This is a genomic window from Priestia sp. MDV22-iso46, from assembly GCF_058629175.1.
On sequence record NZ_JBZVWT010000003.1, the window covers coordinates 591938 to 609951 of the forward strand.

19 protein-coding genes are annotated in these 18014 nt (G+C 39.4%); 15 read left to right on the top strand and 4 right to left on the bottom strand.

Features of this window, described 5'->3' with window-relative positions; genetic code table 11:
* The first annotated feature begins 420 nt into the window (after nucleotides 1–420).
* From AC4NPH_RS20570 to AC4NPH_RS20590, 5 genes are all read left to right on the top strand, one after another.
* On the top strand, nucleotides 421–882 hold the full coding sequence (locus AC4NPH_RS20570; protein ID WP_013057717.1) for a hypothetical protein: 462 nt from the start codon (nucleotides 421–423) through the stop codon (nucleotides 880–882).
* 115 nt (nucleotides 883–997) lie between these two features.
* Nucleotides 998–1456 (top strand): hypothetical protein, encoded by a 459-nt coding sequence (locus tag AC4NPH_RS20575; RefSeq protein WP_063671998.1) that lies wholly within the window; start codon nucleotides 998–1000, stop codon nucleotides 1454–1456.
* Entirely contained in the window at nucleotides 1456–1776 is a 321-nt protein-coding gene (locus AC4NPH_RS20580) for a hypothetical protein (RefSeq protein WP_013057715.1), read from the top strand. The genes AC4NPH_RS20575 and AC4NPH_RS20580 overlap by 1 nt, the downstream gene beginning before the upstream one ends.
* Nucleotides 1776–3035 carry a glutathionylspermidine synthase family protein gene (locus AC4NPH_RS20585; protein ID WP_098314644.1) on the top strand — a complete coding sequence of 420 codons (1260 nt, stop codon included), beginning with the start codon at nucleotides 1776–1778 and terminating at the stop codon, nucleotides 3033–3035. Before AC4NPH_RS20580 ends, AC4NPH_RS20585 begins: the two co-directional genes overlap by 1 nt.
* Nucleotides 3036–3049: 14 nt before the next feature.
* Nucleotides 3050–3466, top strand: coding sequence for a DUF350 domain-containing protein (locus AC4NPH_RS20590; protein WP_013057713.1), 417 nt, complete (start codon nucleotides 3050–3052; stop codon nucleotides 3464–3466).
* Nucleotides 3467–3484: 18 nt separating this feature from the next.
* Here AC4NPH_RS20590 and AC4NPH_RS20595 read toward each other — a convergent pair whose 3' ends face one another.
* Nucleotides 3485–3631 (bottom strand): hypothetical protein, encoded by a 147-nt coding sequence (locus AC4NPH_RS20595; protein WP_016764718.1) that lies wholly within the window; start codon nucleotides 3629–3631, stop codon nucleotides 3485–3487.
* 189 nt (nucleotides 3632–3820) lie between these two features.
* On the opposite strand from AC4NPH_RS20595, the gene AC4NPH_RS20600 reads away from it, so the two are divergent.
* Nucleotides 3821–4246, top strand: coding sequence for a DUF6843 domain-containing protein (locus AC4NPH_RS20600; RefSeq protein ID WP_013057712.1), 426 nt, complete (start codon nucleotides 3821–3823; stop codon nucleotides 4244–4246).
* A 42-nt stretch (nucleotides 4247–4288) separates the two neighbouring features.
* On the opposite strand, the gene AC4NPH_RS20605 is transcribed toward AC4NPH_RS20600, so the two are convergent.
* Nucleotides 4289–4741: a hypothetical protein gene (locus AC4NPH_RS20605; RefSeq protein WP_013057711.1), complete on the bottom strand. Its 453-nt coding sequence runs from the start codon at nucleotides 4739–4741 to the stop codon at nucleotides 4289–4291.
* A 172-nt stretch (nucleotides 4742–4913) separates the two neighbouring features.
* On the opposite strand from AC4NPH_RS20605, the gene AC4NPH_RS20610 reads away from it, so the two are divergent.
* The gene (locus AC4NPH_RS20610) at nucleotides 4914–6251 is read left to right on the top strand and encodes a sodium-dependent transporter (protein WP_013057710.1); all 1338 of its coding nucleotides are present in this window, start codon (nucleotides 4914–4916) and stop codon (nucleotides 6249–6251) included.
* 304 nt (nucleotides 6252–6555) lie between these two features.
* Nucleotides 6556–6957: a YfbO family protein gene (locus tag AC4NPH_RS20615; RefSeq protein WP_013057709.1), complete on the top strand. Its 402-nt coding sequence runs from the start codon at nucleotides 6556–6558 to the stop codon at nucleotides 6955–6957.
* 47 nt (nucleotides 6958–7004) lie between these two features.
* Here the strand turns inward: AC4NPH_RS20615 and AC4NPH_RS20620 are convergent, their stop codons facing one another.
* On the bottom strand, nucleotides 7005–8699 hold the full coding sequence (locus AC4NPH_RS20620) for a catalase (protein WP_013057708.1): 1695 nt from the start codon (nucleotides 8697–8699) through the stop codon (nucleotides 7005–7007).
* Between the two features lie 452 nt (nucleotides 8700–9151).
* Between AC4NPH_RS20620 and AC4NPH_RS20625 the strand changes: the two genes are divergently transcribed.
* Complete coding sequence (locus tag AC4NPH_RS20625) at nucleotides 9152–10318, top strand: C40 family peptidase (RefSeq protein ID WP_013057707.1); 1167 nt, start codon at nucleotides 9152–9154, stop codon at nucleotides 10316–10318.
* Between the two features lie 124 nt (nucleotides 10319–10442).
* Nucleotides 10443–10757 carry an MTH1187 family thiamine-binding protein gene (locus AC4NPH_RS20630; protein WP_013057706.1) on the top strand — a complete coding sequence of 105 codons (315 nt, stop codon included), beginning with the start codon at nucleotides 10443–10445 and terminating at the stop codon, nucleotides 10755–10757.
* Between the two features lie 64 nt (nucleotides 10758–10821).
* Here the strand turns inward: AC4NPH_RS20630 and AC4NPH_RS20635 are convergent, their stop codons facing one another.
* A complete protein-coding gene (locus tag AC4NPH_RS20635; protein ID WP_098314643.1) occupies nucleotides 10822–12405 on the bottom strand; it encodes a PucR family transcriptional regulator in 1584 nt (527 codons plus the stop codon).
* A 306-nt stretch (nucleotides 12406–12711) separates the two neighbouring features.
* On the opposite strand from AC4NPH_RS20635, the gene allC reads away from it, so the two are divergent.
* Genes allC through AC4NPH_RS20660 form a run of 5 tightly spaced genes read left to right on the top strand, consistent with a single transcriptional unit; the run spans nucleotide 12712 to nucleotide 18006 of the window.
* Nucleotides 12712–13953 carry an allantoate deiminase gene (gene allC / locus AC4NPH_RS20640; RefSeq protein WP_029322650.1) on the top strand — a complete coding sequence of 414 codons (1242 nt, stop codon included), beginning with the start codon at nucleotides 12712–12714 and terminating at the stop codon, nucleotides 13951–13953.
* Between the two features lie 12 nt (nucleotides 13954–13965).
* Nucleotides 13966–15216, top strand: a complete 1251-nt coding sequence (locus tag AC4NPH_RS20645) for a pyridoxal-phosphate-dependent aminotransferase family protein (protein ID WP_029322648.1) — start codon at nucleotides 13966–13968, stop codon at nucleotides 15214–15216.
* A 43-nt stretch (nucleotides 15217–15259) separates the two neighbouring features.
* Nucleotides 15260–16870, top strand: a complete 1611-nt coding sequence (gene ggt, locus AC4NPH_RS20650) for a gamma-glutamyltransferase (RefSeq protein WP_057273475.1) — start codon at nucleotides 15260–15262, stop codon at nucleotides 16868–16870.
* Between the two features lie 24 nt (nucleotides 16871–16894).
* Nucleotides 16895–17479 (top strand): chromate transporter, encoded by a 585-nt coding sequence (locus AC4NPH_RS20655; RefSeq protein WP_013057701.1) that lies wholly within the window; start codon nucleotides 16895–16897, stop codon nucleotides 17477–17479.
* Nucleotides 17476–18006, top strand: a complete 531-nt coding sequence (locus AC4NPH_RS20660) for a chromate transporter (protein ID WP_013057700.1) — start codon at nucleotides 17476–17478, stop codon at nucleotides 18004–18006. The genes AC4NPH_RS20655 and AC4NPH_RS20660 overlap by 4 nt, the downstream gene beginning before the upstream one ends.
* Nucleotides 18007–18014: the final 8 nt, after the last annotated feature.

The window sequence follows — 18014 nt, forward strand, 5'->3', positions numbered from 1 at the left end:
ACGCATTTGATTCTTGATGGAGAATCAAATGCGTTCAGATTTTTTTATGGTTAGAGTGAAGGTAGTTTCATGTATGTAGTGGTTTCTAGCTGTTGGTTGGAGGGCAAGGCGAGGACTCCTGCGTGAAAAGCGGAACAGATGAGACCCGGCAGGAGCGGCCGCCCTCGGAAAGCGCAGCCTTGTACGGAAATCAACAGCGGTGTAACAAGGGATCCATGCTAGCGTATTATCCCATTTGTTCGTCTTTAGATTGGGGTGATTTCGTTATGTCTCAATCTCTTTTATTATCTGAATTCCGTAAAATAGAGAAGCGTAGATATTTTTTTTGCGTCTTATGATACAATAGACGAGTTCATTCATGAGTGGGAATACTTTCTAACACATATAAAATTCATTGAATCGTCGAGGTGTGAAGAGTAAGTGGTCTATTTTATTTTAGTATTAGTAGCAGCTATCGAAGTAATTGTCTTATTGATTAATCGACCTGTATTTGCAAACATTCCGTATGTTCAAGTATATATTGTTCCTTTGTTAGTAGTAATTGTCATCACGATGTTGCTTTCGCGAAATCCAAAGAGATTTATGCGGTGGTTTAAACAAGGGCTTATTACGATTTCAGTCGTTGTGCTTGTATTCGTACCGGTTCTCTATGCCAAAAATCTCCCGCTGTATGGTTATAATGAAGCAAAAAAAATGCTTGCGCAAAGAGAACAGCTCTTGCTAAGTCAGTTCCAAAAAGGAAAATACGTATATCCAGCAAAAGACAGCCCTAAAAAATACCGTTATCTATTTAAAGTCAATCGTGGAAACGGCATGCTTGAATATGTATTCGACCCATACACAGGCGGTTATGAAGTTGTGACAGATGTGATAAAAAAATAAAGGTTTAGCTTATCTAAAGCTAAGCCTTTTAATATGAGAAAAATTGAAACTTTTTGAAAATCTGTACGTATTTATTAAAGAACGTTCACAAAAAAGTCACAAAAGGAGTTGCATAATGGGAAAGTTAGAATACCGACTGCTAAAGCCTAATGATACATTTGTATCTATTTATCACTATCAATCTATTGAACTTGAACAAATTTTAGCAAGAAGAGAATGCGAATTTTTTGTTAAAGAAGGAGTAACGTATAAACAAACTTCATCTGCAGTCGAAGATGATATACATATTATTTATGTAAAAGAACATGAACATGGACCGAAAGAGCAAGCAGAAGATGATCACAGAGAGATTACATTAGAAGTCCGCGAACTGAATTCTCTTCGAGGACATCCGATTTTATTCGTCTCTTCATTTCATACGCATTTGGACGTATTAAGCTATATCGGAACAGTTTATACATACTACAATGGATGGGAATGGGAAAGAGACTCTGCGGAAATTGATGAAGATCGCAGCGTGTACAGTTTATATGTAACAAAAACAGGCGTAACGTATGAAGGGGGAAAGGCGTAATGTCAAAAACAAAAAAAATGATGGCCGGGGTTTTGACCACAGCTTTAATGACATCGCTCGTTGCCTGTGGTTCAACTGATCAGGCAAGACCAGCTAAACCGAAAGATAAATCGTGTGACAAGTGGAAATGGGATGAAGATACCCAAACGTACTACTGTTCAGATTCTTCTTCTTCCCACAGCGGCTCATATTATCACGGAGGCCGCTACTACGGCTCTAAAAAACAGTTGACCTCATCATCGGCCTATAAATCATTTAAATCAAGCAGCTCGTATAAATCTGGAATTGGGAGCGGCTCTAAAGGCGGTTTTGGCGGGTAATGCATAAAGAAAAGCGAGAAATGTTTTATAAAGAAATTGAAGATTTTTGGCACGATTTATACGGAACAGAGTATGCTCTTTATGACGTACATATAGAGTCTTCTCATATCATTGATTCTATTAAAGAAGCTTCAAATCAAATTGGGGAATTATTTTTTAAAACTGCACCTTTACTTTGTTCGTTAGATGATCAGACGCTTTTTTCTTTAGGATTTCCAAAAGACAGCCTCCCGTACCTACGACTGAAAACGATGGAAACAGAAAGTGTGATTTCGCGCCTTGATTTTGCTGTTACGACTGATCAAATCAAGCTTTTAGAACTAAATGCGGATACGCCTACGTTCATTAAAGAATTATTTCATGTAAATGAGTTAGTCTGTCGTCATTTTCAAGTGCAAAACCCTAATAAGCTTGAGGAAGAAAAGCTTGCTTTAGCATTAAAACACGCCATTTTTGAAGCTTATAACGAGCTCGATAGAACGAACTATCCAAACGTCGTTTTTTCTTCTCATGATACACATGAAGAAGATAAGCTAACGACTCTTTATTTAATGAAGCTAGCCGATGTAGATGCTACATACGTTCCATTATCGCAGCTTCGAATTGTCCCTTCCTCTACAGTGGAAGAAGGTGAACATATAGAAGCGGGCGTGTATGATCAATATGGACAAAAAATAGACGTACTTTATCGCCAAACTTATCCGCTTGAACATTTAATTGAAGATGAAGATCCGAGCACGCATGAAAAAGTCGGACACATGCTTTTAACATTGGCACAGCAAAAAAAAGTAGCCATAATCAACCCGCCTTCTGCATTTTTACTGCAGTCCAAAGCCGTGCAAGCACTCATTTGGGCTTTGTATGAACAACATCACCCTTTCTTCACTAAAGAAGAGCATCACATCATTGAAACGTACTTTTTACCAACGTATTTAGAAGAAGATCCATTTATTGAAAGAAAACAAGCATTTGTGAAGAAACCATCTTTTGGTCGTGAGGGAGATACCGTTGAAATTTATAATGAAGATGGAATCAAAATAGACGAAGATCAGCATAAAACATATCAAGAATACACGGCTGTGTATCAACAGTTTATTCCATTGCCAACTGCAACGATGAAGACTCAAACGCAAACAATAGAGGCTCATATCATGTACGGGTGCTTTTTATTAAATGGAAAAGCAAGCGCATTAGGAATACGAGCTGGAAATCAAATTACGGATAACGAATCGTATTATTTGCCGATTGGATTAAAATGAAAAGGGGAATAAAAATGACACAATGGATTGATTGGGCTAGTATAGGGAGTTTTTTATCTCACGTAGCGGTAGGGTTAGGGCTATTATTTATCGGAGTTATGGTATTTGAACTAACAACAAAGTTTAATGACCGTGAACTCATAAAAAAAGGCAATGTGGCGGTTGCTTTGAAGTTATGGGGAAAAGGAATAGGGCTTGCTATTGTCATTTTTACTGTATGGAGCAACAGCTTAAATTTGGTAGATGCAACTCTTTGGGGAGTAGTAGGTATCATTACTCAAGTAGTGGCATATTGGGTTATTGAATTTATCATGACGCCTAAAACGAGCCTAGCCAAAAAAGTAGAAGAAGGAAATGTAGCGGTTGGAGTAACTCTTTTTGCAGCGTCGGTTGCCGTCGGCCTTATTGTGGCCGGAAGCTTAACATATTAAAAGAAGGCGATTCCTGTTTTACGGGGAATCGCTTTTTTTATGTCCAGATTGCTCGTGTTCACTTAGTAATAATGTACGTGTATTTTCACGATCGGCACGAACGATTTTTTGCTGTGTGTAAAGCGGAATGACAAAGAGCAAAATAAATAAAAAAACATAGCTCATTTTTGTTATCCTCCCATGTAAATTGTAAACGCCTGCTAATAGTGTGTGACAAACAATACGTAAATATAGCATATTTGATTGGATGAACTGGAAAAAATTGAGGGATACATAAAGAATATAATCTTACCTTCAACAAAAACTAAAAGCAGTATAGAGGCACGTCTTTTATTAAGAAAGGAGTTGGGAAAAGTGAAAAGGTGGCTCATTTTGTGCTTAATGATTATAATCGCAGCTGGATGTGGACGCCCAGATGAAACGTCTCAACCGAGCATTTTCCTTATACCAGAAGGGTACAAAGGATGGGTTATGGTCGAATATGACAAAGATAACGGAAATCCCAGCAAGACAGAAGGAGACTACATTGTATTTAAAGTAAATGACCAGGGAGTCGGGAAAACCAAAACGCTTTTAAGCGGCGGCGGCTGGGCAAGAAATAAATATTTCTATGTAAATAAAAATGGAGAGCGAAAGCAATTGAAGCAGGGGAAGATGATTCATGGAACGACTCAAGGTAACAAAAATCATACGGTAACCTACTTTTTCGTCGGCACCGCAAAAGAGTTCGATAAGGCCGGAGACTATCGAAGAAAACTTACCGAAGAAAGTTCTTCGTAAAAAAAGAAACGTTGCCTCTTCGGCAATGTTTCTTTTCTATCTTCATTTGAATGTGCAAAAGACGGTGTCTTTTAAACGTTGAATTTCGTTTAATGCTTCTTTCTGCTTATGAATTACCCAATCTGGCAATGAATGTTCAACCGACAGCTCGTCGAAACAAGCCCCGCATGTTTTAACTTCAATATAAGATTCAATATACTGAAGGTGATCTAAGTTATAAGCCCAAAGTCGACGTTCAGGGCATATCGTTTCTAAGTAAAGCGGAAGCTGAAAAAAAGGATCTACTGCTTCAGAAAGTTCTAACGGTCCTTGGCTATCAGCATTGGTTACGTCTAGATAACCGCAGTGAGGACACGTGCATGAGTGCGTTGACCCGCTCAATTTTTTATCCAGTTTTACAACTCGCGCACATAGTTCGCAGTTTGGACATTTTACTAAGATAAAATCAAGGAACTTATCTAAAAATTGTTGCTGTATTACTTGCTGATTTGTCATTTTTTGTACCTCTAACTGTCAAACTTTTTTTAGTTACGAAAATAAATCATGAAACCTACATACTATTCATAACACATGATGGGGGTTAAAACAACAAAAACCCTTTTCGACAGAAGGGTTGTATGATATAGTATGACAAATCAGAATAAATAAAGAAAAATGGTGAGAAAAAATGAGTCAAAACGAACAATGGACCTCAAAACTCGGCTTTATCTTGGCATCTGCCGGTTCCGCGATTGGAATCGGAGCCATTTGGAAACTGCCTTATGTAGCCGGAACAAGCGGAGGAGGGGCCTTTTTTTTACTGTTTATCTTGTTTACAGCAATTATTGGTTTGCCGCTTTTGCTTGCTGAATTTGTACTAGGTAGACATACACAAAAGGAAGCAATTCGTGCTTATGATGCAGTTGCTCCCGGTTCTCTATGGAAAGGAATCGGGTATTTAGGTGTGATTACATGCTTCATTTTATTATCTTTCTATAGTGTAGTAGGAGGATGGATTTTACAATATATTTTTGCAAGCGTCACGGGTCAGCTGAATGGAGTAAGTGACTACGGGAGTTTATTTAACTCGACCATTGCTAATCCAACAAGTGCTGTTATCTCTCAATTTGTTTTTCTTCTTTTAACAATTGTTGTAGTCGCAAGAGGCATTCAAAATGGTATTGAAAAAGCAAACAAAATTTTAATGCCTGCTCTTTTTATTTTATTTATTATTATCATTATTCGTTCTTTAACATTAGACGGGGCGATGGAAGGCGTATCTTTCTTTTTGTATCCAGATTTTTCAAAGCTTACATCCCAAACCATTTTGTTTGCCATGGGACAAGCATTCTTTTCGCTTAGCGTAGGCGTTTCAGTTATGGTTACGTACAGTTCGTATCTATCTAAGCAGCAAAACTTGCCAAAATCGGCTATTTCAATTTCAGCGTTAAATATTTTGATTTCTTTACTAGCAGGACTGGCAATTTTCCCTGCGGTCTTCTCAATGGGTGTAAAACCGACGGAAGGACCAGGTCTTTTATTCATTGTATTGCCTTCTATTTTTGAACAGCTTCCGTTCGGAATTGTGTTTCAAACTTTCTTTTTGGCGCTGTTTTTATTTGCCACTTTGACATCTGCGTTTTCGATGTTAGAAATTATTGTTGCTTCTTTAGCCAAAGGAGAGCAGCACAAGCGTATAAAGCTATCTTGGATTTCGGGCTTGCTAATCTTCGTGGTAGGAATACCTTCAGCGCTATCGTATGGTTTATTAAGTGACGTATCGATCTTTGGAAAAAGCATCTTTGACGCTTTCGATTTTCTTGTAAGTAATATCCTTATGCCACTAGGTGCTCTTTTAATCGCCATCTTTGTTCCTTGGAAAATGAAAAAAGATGTGCTAATTGAAGAATTTAAGCACGGTTCAGCGAATGTGAAGCGCTGGTTCTCTTTATGGCTTCTTGCTATTCGATACATTGCACCTGTTTTAATTATCATTGTATTTCTTAATATGCTAGGCTTTATCTAACGAAAAAACGCTGTTAAAACGCTTGGTTTTAACAGCGTTTTTTTGAAGGAAGAGGAGGAGTATGATGCTTGATTTCTTGTATGATATGTTTGTAGGGGCAGGGGTATTTATTTTATTAATAATTCTGTTGCTAGTAGCGAGAACGTCAGGGAAACGCAAGAAATAGGCGGGTATAATTCCCAGTGTAAAAACCCCAAAAAAGACTAACACCACAGAATTAAACTATGATAATATATTATCCTATGAGCATAATCAATGCTCACATATGTTGTGATGAAGCGTTTTTTTAGAAAGAGGGATCATCTTGAGTGGAGAAGTTCTTGTCAAGATTTTATCTCAAGCGTATGAACAAAAAAAGACATTACCAATCGTCTCATTCTCGTCTTTTTTTGAACAAAAAAAGGTGGGCTTTCGTTTAAATAACGATGTGTCCGCTGATATTATCTACCATACGCTTATGTGTATTCAGAGAAAAACGTGTGTCCAAGATGTGTTAGTGGAAGTACTAAAAGTTGATAGTCCAAACAATGACGGGGCATTTTCTGATTGTGTATATATTTTAGCAAATGGTACAAAACAGCAAGTGAAAGAATGGGTTCAACCCTTACATCCTAAAAGAGTGAAACAAGGATATCAGCACGGGACACCCATTGATGCGCCACAGTTAAAAAATGACTACCACGTGTTTGCCGTTACTTGGTCATAAGCGTTTAACCCAAAAAACATCCTGCTGTCGCTGCAGGATGTTTTTTGTTAATAAGGATGAGCATCGTGACCTTTTTCATTAGCTTCTTCTACCGCATCAGCAGCTTTGTTGCTTCCTAAGGGTGAACCGCCTTCTTTTGGCAATTTCCCGTATGTAGGAGTCATTTCTGCTCCCATTTCAATTTCTAGGGAACCATCATCATGCATCAGAAGACCAATGCCATTTGCTACTCGATTGCCGTAGTCAAAATCACATTGAGTTAAAAGCTCAATCATCTTTGTTTGAACGGTATGGTGACAACATTTTAAGCCGTCTACTAAATTTTGAATAAGCTCATCACGTTCCCAGTCCTCTAGTAAACGATAGCGTTCACCAGCTTGCTTAAAGTCATTTGTACGATCAATTTTTTCTTTTTTTACATTTCCTTCAACATAAGGCTGATGAGGTTTTGGATGGTCATGCGCTTCTTGAAGACCTCCAAGAGAAGAAGGCTCGTAATTCACGTGCGGGTTCTGACCTGGAGCAGCATCTACATGATAGGCCATTTGACCGTCGCGTTGATTTGTTGCTACATGTTTTTTCGGCGCGTTAATAGGCAGCTGCAAGTAGTTTGTTCCCACCCGGTGACGCTGCGTGTCGGAATAGGAAAACGTTCTTCCTTGCAGCATTTTATCATCAGAAAAATCTAGCCCGTCTACAAGTACACCCGTACCAAATGCGACTTGCTCCGTTTCAGCAAATACGTTGCTTGGATTTTTATCTAGGACCATTTTACCTACTGGGAGAAATGGAAATTGGTCTTCCGGCCAAATTTTCGTGTCATCAAGCGGATCAAAATCCAGTTCAGGATGCTCTCCATCTTCCATGATTTGTATACAAAGTTCCCACTCGGGGTAGTTACCGCTCTCAATCGCTTCATACAAGTCTTGAGTGGCGTGACTGATATTTTTAGCTTGAATTTCTTCTGCTTGCTTTTGGGTCAAATTTTTAATTCCTTGTTTTGGTTCCCAATGGTATTTCACAAGAAACGCATCGCCATCTTTGTTTACCCACTTATATGTATTAACACCGGAACCTTGCATTTGCCGATAGTTAGCAGGTATTCCCCAAGGTGAAAATAAAAAAGTAATCATATGCATAGCCTCAGGGGTGTGAGAAATAAAATCAAAAATACGCTCGGTATCTTGACGGTTTGTCACAGGATCGGGCTTAAAAGCATGAATCAAATCAGGGAATTTAATAGCATCGCGGATAAAAAATATTTTAAGGTTATTTCCTACTAAGTCCCAGTTTCCGTCTTCTGTGTAGAACTTTACAGCAAACCCCCTTGGGTCTCGCATTGTTTCTGGAGAGTCCTTTCCATGAGTTACGGTAGAAAATCTGACAAAAACGGGCGTCTGTTTGCCTGCTCCTGAAAAAACTTTTGCGCGGGTGTATTTTTCAACGGGCTCGTCTCCAAGCTTTCCGTACGTTTCAAAATATCCGTGAGCTCCCGTTCCCCGGGCATGAACAACACGTTCCGGTATACGTTCACGATCAAAATGCGAAAGCTTTTCAATCAGCTGGTAATTTTCAAGAGTAGCAGGTCCTCTGTTGCCTACCGTTCGAGAATTTTGGTTATCACGAATGGGGTGACCTTGACGCGTCGTAAGCGTCTGCTCGTTTTCTCCTGCTGCATAGCGTTGGTCTTCCGAGTCACCTGATCCGCTAACATTTGTACCATGAATGCCTTTATGGCTCATAAAATAATCCTCCTTGTTTCAAACATAACAAGACTATTTTTTTCAGCCTTCGCTTTTTTATTCATTAATATGGAAACAATATAAATTTTTAGAAGAAAAGCTGTTTTACTAAAGAGGGGAACAAGTCCGCTAAACGAATAAATTTTAAAAAAGTTTCACATTTCAAAAAAAAATAAATTGTTTTTTTTGAAATATAAAGATAATGTTACGGGTGATTTTTTACCTATTATTAGTGTAGGAAAAGGAATAATATTGGAATATATTATCTTTTTTGTCGAACTTATTAAGTGTTAAACGACAATAAACTACGACAATATACACCATACAGCTGCGCTACTGTCGTTTCCTGTAACATAAATGTAATATTAGTGATGTTATTTTGTAATAATGTGTTGTTACAATGTAAACGTCTTATAGATTAGTAGATTATGGCATTGGAGGAACCTTTTTTTATGAAAAAGTTGATATATTCGTTAGCGTTATGTGGATCTTTAACAGTAGTACCTACAATTAGTGAAGCTGCTTTAGGAGATGCTACGCTGCACCCAGGAACAAGTAATTCAGATGTGAAAGAATTACAGCAAAAATTAAAAAACAAAGGTTATTTTACATACGGTACAACAACAAACTATTACGGTTCAATCACGACTAGCGCAGTAAAGTCGTTTCAGCGTGCAAATGGTTTATCTGCAGATGGTATTGCAGGTCCATCTACATTTAATAAGCTGCTAGGAAGCGGAAGTTCATCAATTAGCTCAAGTTCATTGCTGCGCGTTGGTTCAACTGGACCAAACGTACAATCTTTACAGCAGCAGCTAAAGAATAAAGGTTATTTTAAAGGAACTACGACTCAATACTTCGGTTCAATTACAAAAAATGCAGTAATGGCATTTCAACGTGCAAACGGACTGTCTGTGGACGGAATTGCGGGTCCAGCTACGTTAAGCAAATTAAAAAATGGCGGTTCTAGCGCTTCAACTGGTGGTTCTAGCTCTAGCAGCTCAACTATTTTACGTCAAGGTATGAAAGGTTCAGCAGTAAGCAGCCTTCAGCAAAAACTAAAAAATAAAGGTTACTTCTCAGCTGGTGTAACAGGCTACTTTGGCTCAATTACAACAAGTGCAGTAAAATCATTTCAACGTGCAAATGGTTTATTAGTAGACGGAGAAGCGGGTCCAGATACGCTGAATAAATTAAATTCAAGCAGCTCTAGCAGCTCAAAACCTTCAACATCAACTGGAAGCAGCACAAGCTCAAGCTCAGCTTCAAAAGTTATTTCATATGGTAAACGTTTTATGGGAACACCTTATGTTTGGGGTGGAGCTGCGCCTGGAGGCTTTGATTGCAGTGGTTACCTTAACTATGTATATCGCAATGCAGTAGGTGTAAGTCTTCCTCGTACAGTTGCTAGCATCTATCAAACTGGTACGCGTGTAAGTTCACCTCAGCCTGGCGATATCGTTTTCTTTGAAACGTACCAACCAGGAGCTAGTCATGCTGGAATTTATATCGGGAACGGTCAATTCATGCATGCAGGTTCTTCAACAGGCGTGACAATCACATCACTAAGCAACTCTTACTGGTCAAAACGTTACTTAGGAGCAAAGCGTTACCTATAAGAGTGTAACAAAAAGGAGTAGTTGCAGAACTATTCCTTTTTTCTATGCAACATAAACGTAAAAGTAGGAAATTTTTGCGCGATTTGGTATGATAACTAGGGAACAAACAAAAGGAGTGTATAATATGGCTATTGTAGATGTAACCATTATTCCGGTAGGTACGGAAACGCCAAGCGTGAGTCAGTACGTAGCTGATATTCAAAAAGTGTTGGCCAAGCATGAAGATGAAATTACATATCAATTAACCCCTATGAATACATTGATTGAAGGGGAATTAAGCACGCTGCTAAAAATTGTTCAAGAGATGCATGAAGTACCTTTTGAAAATGGTATTCAGCGCGTATGTACAAATTTACGAATTGATGATCGCCGTGATAAAGAAAATCATACGATGGCTGGGAAATTACAATCAGTACAGTCTAAATTAAAAGCAAAATAAATAATATGTAATACAATAAAAAACGCTTGAGTATCCACTCAGGCGTTTTTTATTGTATTTATACTTAATTAGCATGCACAAGAGAAAAAATTTGAAAAGCTACGCGCAGCCGAAGGGTTTCCTCTGACGTGTGAATAGGTCTTTTTAATAATTCTTCGCATTTTTCAATTCGATAGATCACCGTGTTCCGGTGAACGAATAACTGCTTAGCAGTCTCTGAGATTTGGCAATTGGAATTTAGATATGTTTCAAGCGTGTCAAGTAAGATGGAGCGATCTTTCTTGTCGTACTGCAGCAAACCTTCTAATGTTTGAGAATAGTAATCTTGTAAATCGTTTGCTGGAAGCAACCTCAGCAGTTCTTTAAACTGTTTTGGCTGATAAAATTGAATAAGCTTCGACTGATCTTTAAAATGGATGGTTTCAAGAGCTTCAACAGCTTCTTTATATGAGTCAGCGATTGTAAGTAGGGATTGGCTTTGGTTTCCAACTCCAAATGACATTCGCTTATCGTAGTGACGGTAAACAGCTTCCTGCAAGCGATGCAAGCATTCTATAATCATAGGTTGAGAATGAGGTGTAAACAAAAGAATATAAAGATTGTCATAGAAAAACAAAACGGCCTCTGTATGACCTGTTGATAACTCATATTGAAGGAGCTCATAGATCATATCATCATCGCTGTAAGGCGTGAATGTAGAGTGGATTTTCCCGACGGCGCAAATATAGCTGTTTCCTGCTGATAAGCCCATCATCTGTGCTTGAAAGGAAGCATCTTCAAGCGTTTTATAATAATTGTTAACAAGCTGATTGAAAAAATCGTTTTTTCGTCGCCGTTCAGCTTCATACAAAGCCTGCTGTCTCATCATTTCGAAGGATAAAACGTTTGTCGCTTGTTCAATCGTTAGGAGCGCTGAATCGGATAAAGAAACTTGGTGTTCAATAAGTAAATAACTGTACTTTCTTGTATGAGTAGCAATCGGAAAAAGCGTAACGGTTTTTTTGGTGTGTAAAAAGGAAAAGGTTGTATATTTTGACGTTCGTAAAAACAACTGCTTAGCGCCCGCTATCGCTTCTTCCATCGGGAGTGAAAAAGGTTCGCGTTTGTTTGTATAAAAGAGTTCATGGCCATGGGTATCAAAAAGGGCAACGTGAGCATTGCATAACGTTTGAATAGATTGCATAATTTTCTCAATGCCTTTTCCTTGTAAGATGTACGAGGAAAATAGCTGATGTGTGACCATCGCTTGCTGAAGCTCGGCTGTTTTTTTATCTAAAATAAAGCTGAGAGATTCGTTAATAACCGCGCCTAACGTTTCGTCCGTTTGGAAATCGATGATCGGAAAGTGAAGTTCATCAGCTAGCTGACAAATAGAAGCAGGCACGTGTTCGAAAAAGCGCTTTGTTTTGATGGCCAATCCTGCACATTTCTTTTTAGCCATTCCTTCTACAAGTTTTGCTAAGCTTTCTTCATGTTCTTTGAAGTGATAACCCGTTGTAATTAAAAATTCTCCTTCTTTTAAAAAAGATAAAATATCGGGTGCATCCATCATATTGACGTTATGTACTTTGCGGGTGACTCCTTTTTGCCCGGCTACTACAGTTGCTTTTTCATAAATTGGAATGCGTAAAAGAGTTTGTAGTTCCATTATTTATTACTCCTTTTGTTAAAAATTCTCACATTTACCTGCGCGTATCTTTATCTATCTTTTATTTTATAAGAAAGTTTAGTTAAAATAAATAAAATCTTCAGAAAAAAATGTATAAATTGTTAATGAAGAAGTGTATTCAATCCTGTAAGATAAAATAAATAACATATAATGTTAGAAAAAGTGACGTATATAAGACTTTGTATATTTAGTGATAATAGCCAAAAAAACACTAAATCATTGTAGGAAGTGTTAATGAAAACAATCAGTCATTTTCTTAAAATGAAGATAGCAGGAGGGATAGCAATGGTTGCAGATATGACGGGAAAATCTAAGCTTTGTCAGCAAATCGAAGAAAACGTTAGCTGGTTGTCACAGTTTGGGTTAGATGAAAAAGAAGGCGTTACGAGGCTTTTATATACCGAACAGTGGAATGCAGCTCAAAAAGCATTGGAAGAAAAAATGAAGGGACTTCACCTCAAAACGTATTACGATGATGTAGGAAATTTATTTGGACGGTTGCAAGGAACGGGTTCAGAACAACAAGTTATTTTAACAGGATCCCATATCGACACCGTGATAAACGGAGGAAAGTATGACGGGGCGTTTGGTGTTGTGGCAGGTATCATTGCTCTGCAGTACCTATATGCGCATTACGGCTCCCCTACAAAAACCTTAGAGGTCGTATCACTTTGTGAAGAAGAAGGTAGCAGATTTCCTCTTACGTATTGGGGATCAGGTAATATGAATGGATTACACAGCAAAAGTGATGCAAAACATGTTATAAATAAAGAAGGGGTTAAGCTGGATGACGCAATGAAACAGCTTAATTTCGGAAAAGGCCTCCACAGCGAGCCATACCGCACGGACATCGCTTCTTTTATTGAACTGCATATCGAACAAGGAAAGCAGCTTGAAATGTCTCGTTGCGATATCGGAATTGTTTCTAGTATCGTCGGGCAGAAACGATTTACAGTATCTGTTAAAGGTGAAAGTAACCATGCGGGCACAACCCCGATGAACATCAGAAAAGATGCATTTTATGTGAGCTGCAAACTTGCTAAAGCATTTATTGAATTGAGCGAAAAATATCATAACGCTTTATACGTAACGGTTGGCAAAATTACACTTTCTCCAAATGCACCGAATGTAATACCAGGATATGTAGAATTCACGGTCGATATAAGACATCATGAATATGAGGTTTTACAAGAGGCAGAACGAGAAATGAAGGAAATTATAAAGCGAACAGCAGGGGATTTAGAAGTGAATATCGACTGCTGGATGGATGAAAAACCTGTCGCCATGAGCGAAGAATTATCTGAACTTTCCAAAATTATTTCCTCGGAAAAGAATATCTCCTCCCGAGAATTAGTAAGCGGTGCAGGACACGACTCGCAGGTATTCGGACGAAGAGTTCCCACATGTTTGTTATTCGTACCGAGCCAAGATGGAATCAGCCATTCCCCAAAGGAATTCACCAAAGGAGAACAGTTAGAAAAAGGAGTAAAGGTCTTAATAGAACTATTATATAAACTTGCCTACTAGGAGGAATTTGACATGACTATAACAAAACAGCTTCATACACCGCCGCGTACGATTATGACACCCGGACCCGTAGAAGCAGATCCCCGCGTATTAAGAGCATTAGGAACACCTATTTTAGGTCAGTTTGACCCCGCATTTACGCACATTATGAACGAAACGATGGAAATGCTTCGTGAACTATTTCAAACCAAAAACAAATGGGCTTTTCCCGTTGATGGAACGTCTAGAGCTGGGATTGAAGCAGTTCTTGCAAGTGTAGTTGAGCCTGGAGATAAAGTATTTGTCCCGATTTTCGGCCGCTTCGGCTATTTATTAACGGAAATTGCCGAGCGCTACGGAGCTGATGTACACAATATTGAATGCGAATGGGGAGAAGTGTTTGACCCTGAAACAGTTATCCATGAAATAAAAAAAGTGAATCCGAAAATTGTTGCAATGGTTCATGGTGAAACGTCTACAGGAAGAATGCAGCGGCTTAAAGAAATTGGTGCTGCATGCCGCAACCAAGATGTTTTATTTATCGTCGACGCAGTAGCCACTATTGGCGGTACGGATGTAAAAGTAGATGAGTGGAACATTGACGCATTGATTGCAGGTACACAAAAGTGTTTATCTGTTCCGTCGGGCATGGCACCTATTACGTACAATGATCGTATTGAAAAAATTATCATGGAACGCAAAAAAGTTGAAAAAGGAATCGCAACAAAAGCGGATGCTCAAACTGTTCGTCTGCGTCCCAATATTATCAGCAACTATTTCGATTTAAGTCAGCTTCAAGACTATTGGAGTGAGCGCAGGCTAAATCATCACACGGAAGCAACGTCCATGCTCTATGCTTTAAGGGAAGGGCTGCGCGTTATTTTAGAAGAAGGATTAGAGGAAAGATTTGCAAGGCATCGTCTCCATGAAAAAGCACTTGTAGCCGGTATTAAAGCAATGGGATTATCGTTATTCGGAGATGAGCATTCAAAAGTTCCAACCGTTACTTGTGTTTTAATTCCCCCAGGTATTGACGGAGAGACAGTTCGTTCTACGCTTCTTGAACAATTTGGGATTGAAATTGCAAGTTCTTTTGGGCCGATGCACGGAAAAATATGGCGTATCGGTACAATGGGATACAGCTGTCGAAAAGACAACGTTCTATTTACATTGGCTGGTCTTGAAGCAGTGCTTATTCGAAACGGGGCAAGCGTGAATGCAGGTGCTGCTTTGCAAGCAGCATTAGAAGTTTACGAGGAAGAAGTAGCGTTGTCTAGCCTGTAGAGATTCGTTTTATTCATCATATAAAGAAAAGAGGAGATTTTCTATGAGTGAATACTTTTTTACACACCCCTATGCATCGCAGCGTACGTGTACGTTTGGAAAAAACGGAATGGTAGCAACCAGTCAGCCTCTTGCTGCTCAAGCGGGTCTTGAAATGTTGAAAAAAGGAGGCAATGCGGTAGATGCTGCTATTGCCTCCGCGGCTTGTTTAACGGTTGTAGAGCCTACGTCAAATGGAATTGGCGGAGACGCATTTGCTCTTGTGTGGATAAATGAAGAGCTATACGGACTCAACGCGAGCGGTCCTGCTCCTGCTTCTATCTCTATTGAGGCTCTGCGTGCCATGGGGATAAAAGAGATGCCCGCTCGCGGTTTTGTTCCTGTTACGGTCCCAGGTGCCCCGAGTGCGTGGGTAGAACTGTCAAAACGCTTTGGGCGGCTATCTTTAAAAGAAGTGCTGCAGCCTGCTATTTCATATGCACAAGAAGGGTTCCCAATCTCTCCGATTTTAGGGTACAATTGGGAACGAGCGTTTGAACGATTTACACACGCGTTAAAAGGTGACGAATATAAGCACTGGTTTGAGACGTTTGCCAACAATGGATCAGCTCCTAAAGTAGGGGAAGTGTGGCGATCACCGGACCATGCTGCTACGCTGCTTGAAATTGCCGAAACGAATGGAGAATCTTTTTACAGAGGGGATTTAGCTGATAAAATAGCAGCTTTTTCGAAAAAATACGGCGGATTTTTAGCAAAAGAAGATTTAGCAGCTTTTAAAGCAGAGTGGGTGAAGCCAATTTCAACTTCTTACCGAGGATATGATGTGTGGGAAATTCCGCCTAACGGCCAAGGCCTTATTGCACTTTTAGCTTTAAATACGCTAAAAGGCTTTTCTTTCGATGCCAAAGATTCTGTCGATACATATCACAAGCAAATTGAAGCCATGAAGCTAGCGTTTGCAGATGGACAAAAATTCATTACAGATGCTGATAAAATGACAGTAGCAGTTGAAGATTTGTTGAATGATTCTTATGCAAACAAGCGCAGAGGACTGATTGGTGAAAAAGCGCTTATTCCCGAAGCCGGACAGCCGTCTCATAGCGGCACGATCTATTTAGCGACAGCTGATGGAGAAGGAAACATGGTATCATTCATTCAAAGTAATTACATGGATTTTGGCTCAGGACTTGTCGTACCTGATACGGGCATATGCCTGCAAAACCGCGGGCATAATTTTTCGTTAGACCCACAGCACCATAACCGATTAGAGCCAGGAAAACGGACCTATCATACCATTATTCCAGGATTTTTAACAAAGAATAAAAGTGCTGTAGGTCCATTCGGTGTAATGGGCAAATTCATGCAGCCTCAAGGACATGTGCAAGTCGTCATGAATATGATTGATTTTCATCTAAATCCTCAGGCAGCTTTAGATGCACCAAGATGGCAGTGGATTGAACATAAAAAGGTTCTTGTGGAAAAAGAAATGCCTTCACATATTGTAGAAGCATTAGAACGCAAAGGGCATGATATTCATGTGGCTACGAGCAGACATACGTTTGGAAGAGGGCAGATTATTTTGAGAGATGAACAAACCGGCGTATTATACGGCGGCACAGAAGCGCGAACAGACGGAGCGGTCGTTGCTTATTAGATCACAGAGAAAGGAGCGCGAGAAATGCGACAATTGGATATTTTTATAGCGTTTTTTCGCTCAGGTATGCTCGGCTACGGAGGAGGACCTTCAGCTATTCCACTCGTAAAAAAAGAAGTGGTCGATACGTACAAATGGATGGATGACGATGAATTTGGCGATTTGTTAGCAATCGCCAATACGCTGCCTGGGCCTATTGCTACAAAGCTGGCTGGATACATCGGCTATCGAGTCGGCGGTATTTTGGGTCTCGGGACAGCTTTATTTGCAGCCGTTATTCCAACCGTTTTTTTAATGGTATTGCTGTTAACAACTTTAACGCAATTTAAAGATCAGCCGTGGGTTATGGGCATGACCAAAGCAGTTGTTCCTGTAGTGGGAGTTATGCTCGCGGTTATGACGTGGGACTTTTTTAAAAAATCAACATCTGGTTTAGGGTGGACGCCAGCTATTATCTTACTGATTATTAGCTTAGGATTAATGGAATTTGCCCATATCCATCCAGCGGTCATTATTATTGTTCTTATGGCGGCAGCTTGGATTCCGCTAAAACGAAAAGGAAAAAAAGGCGAAAGTGCTGAACACAAGCAGAAGAGGGAATCGGTATGATTTATATTCAGCTATTTATGGCGTTTTTTGTTTCAAATATTTTAGGCTATGGAGGCGGACCTGCGTCGATTCCGCTTATTCAAAAAGAAGTCGTAGATCGCTACCATTGGCTTACCGTCAAAGAGTTTAGTGAAATGCTGGCAATTGGAAATGCGCTTCCTGGTCCGATTGCAACAAAAATGGCGGGGTTTATCGGATATCAGCAGGCAGGGATTTTAGGCTCTGTGATTGCTCTTTTTGCAACGATTGCTCCATCGGTTTTACTTTTAGTTATTTTACTTCGAATATTATTTAAGTATAAAGATTCGCCAAATGTTAAGAAAATGACGAACTACATTCGTCCCGTTATCGCCATTTTACTGGGCTTGATGGCGTATGAATTTTTTATGAATTCATACGGTGATTCAGGTATATGGCAAACTTTATTTTTAGTAGTAGCCAGCTTTCTTTTATTGGAAAAATTACGTGTGCATCCAGCGTTCGTTATTGTCGGAGCACTCGTATACGGAGCTGTTTTTCTTGCTTAAATGAAGCT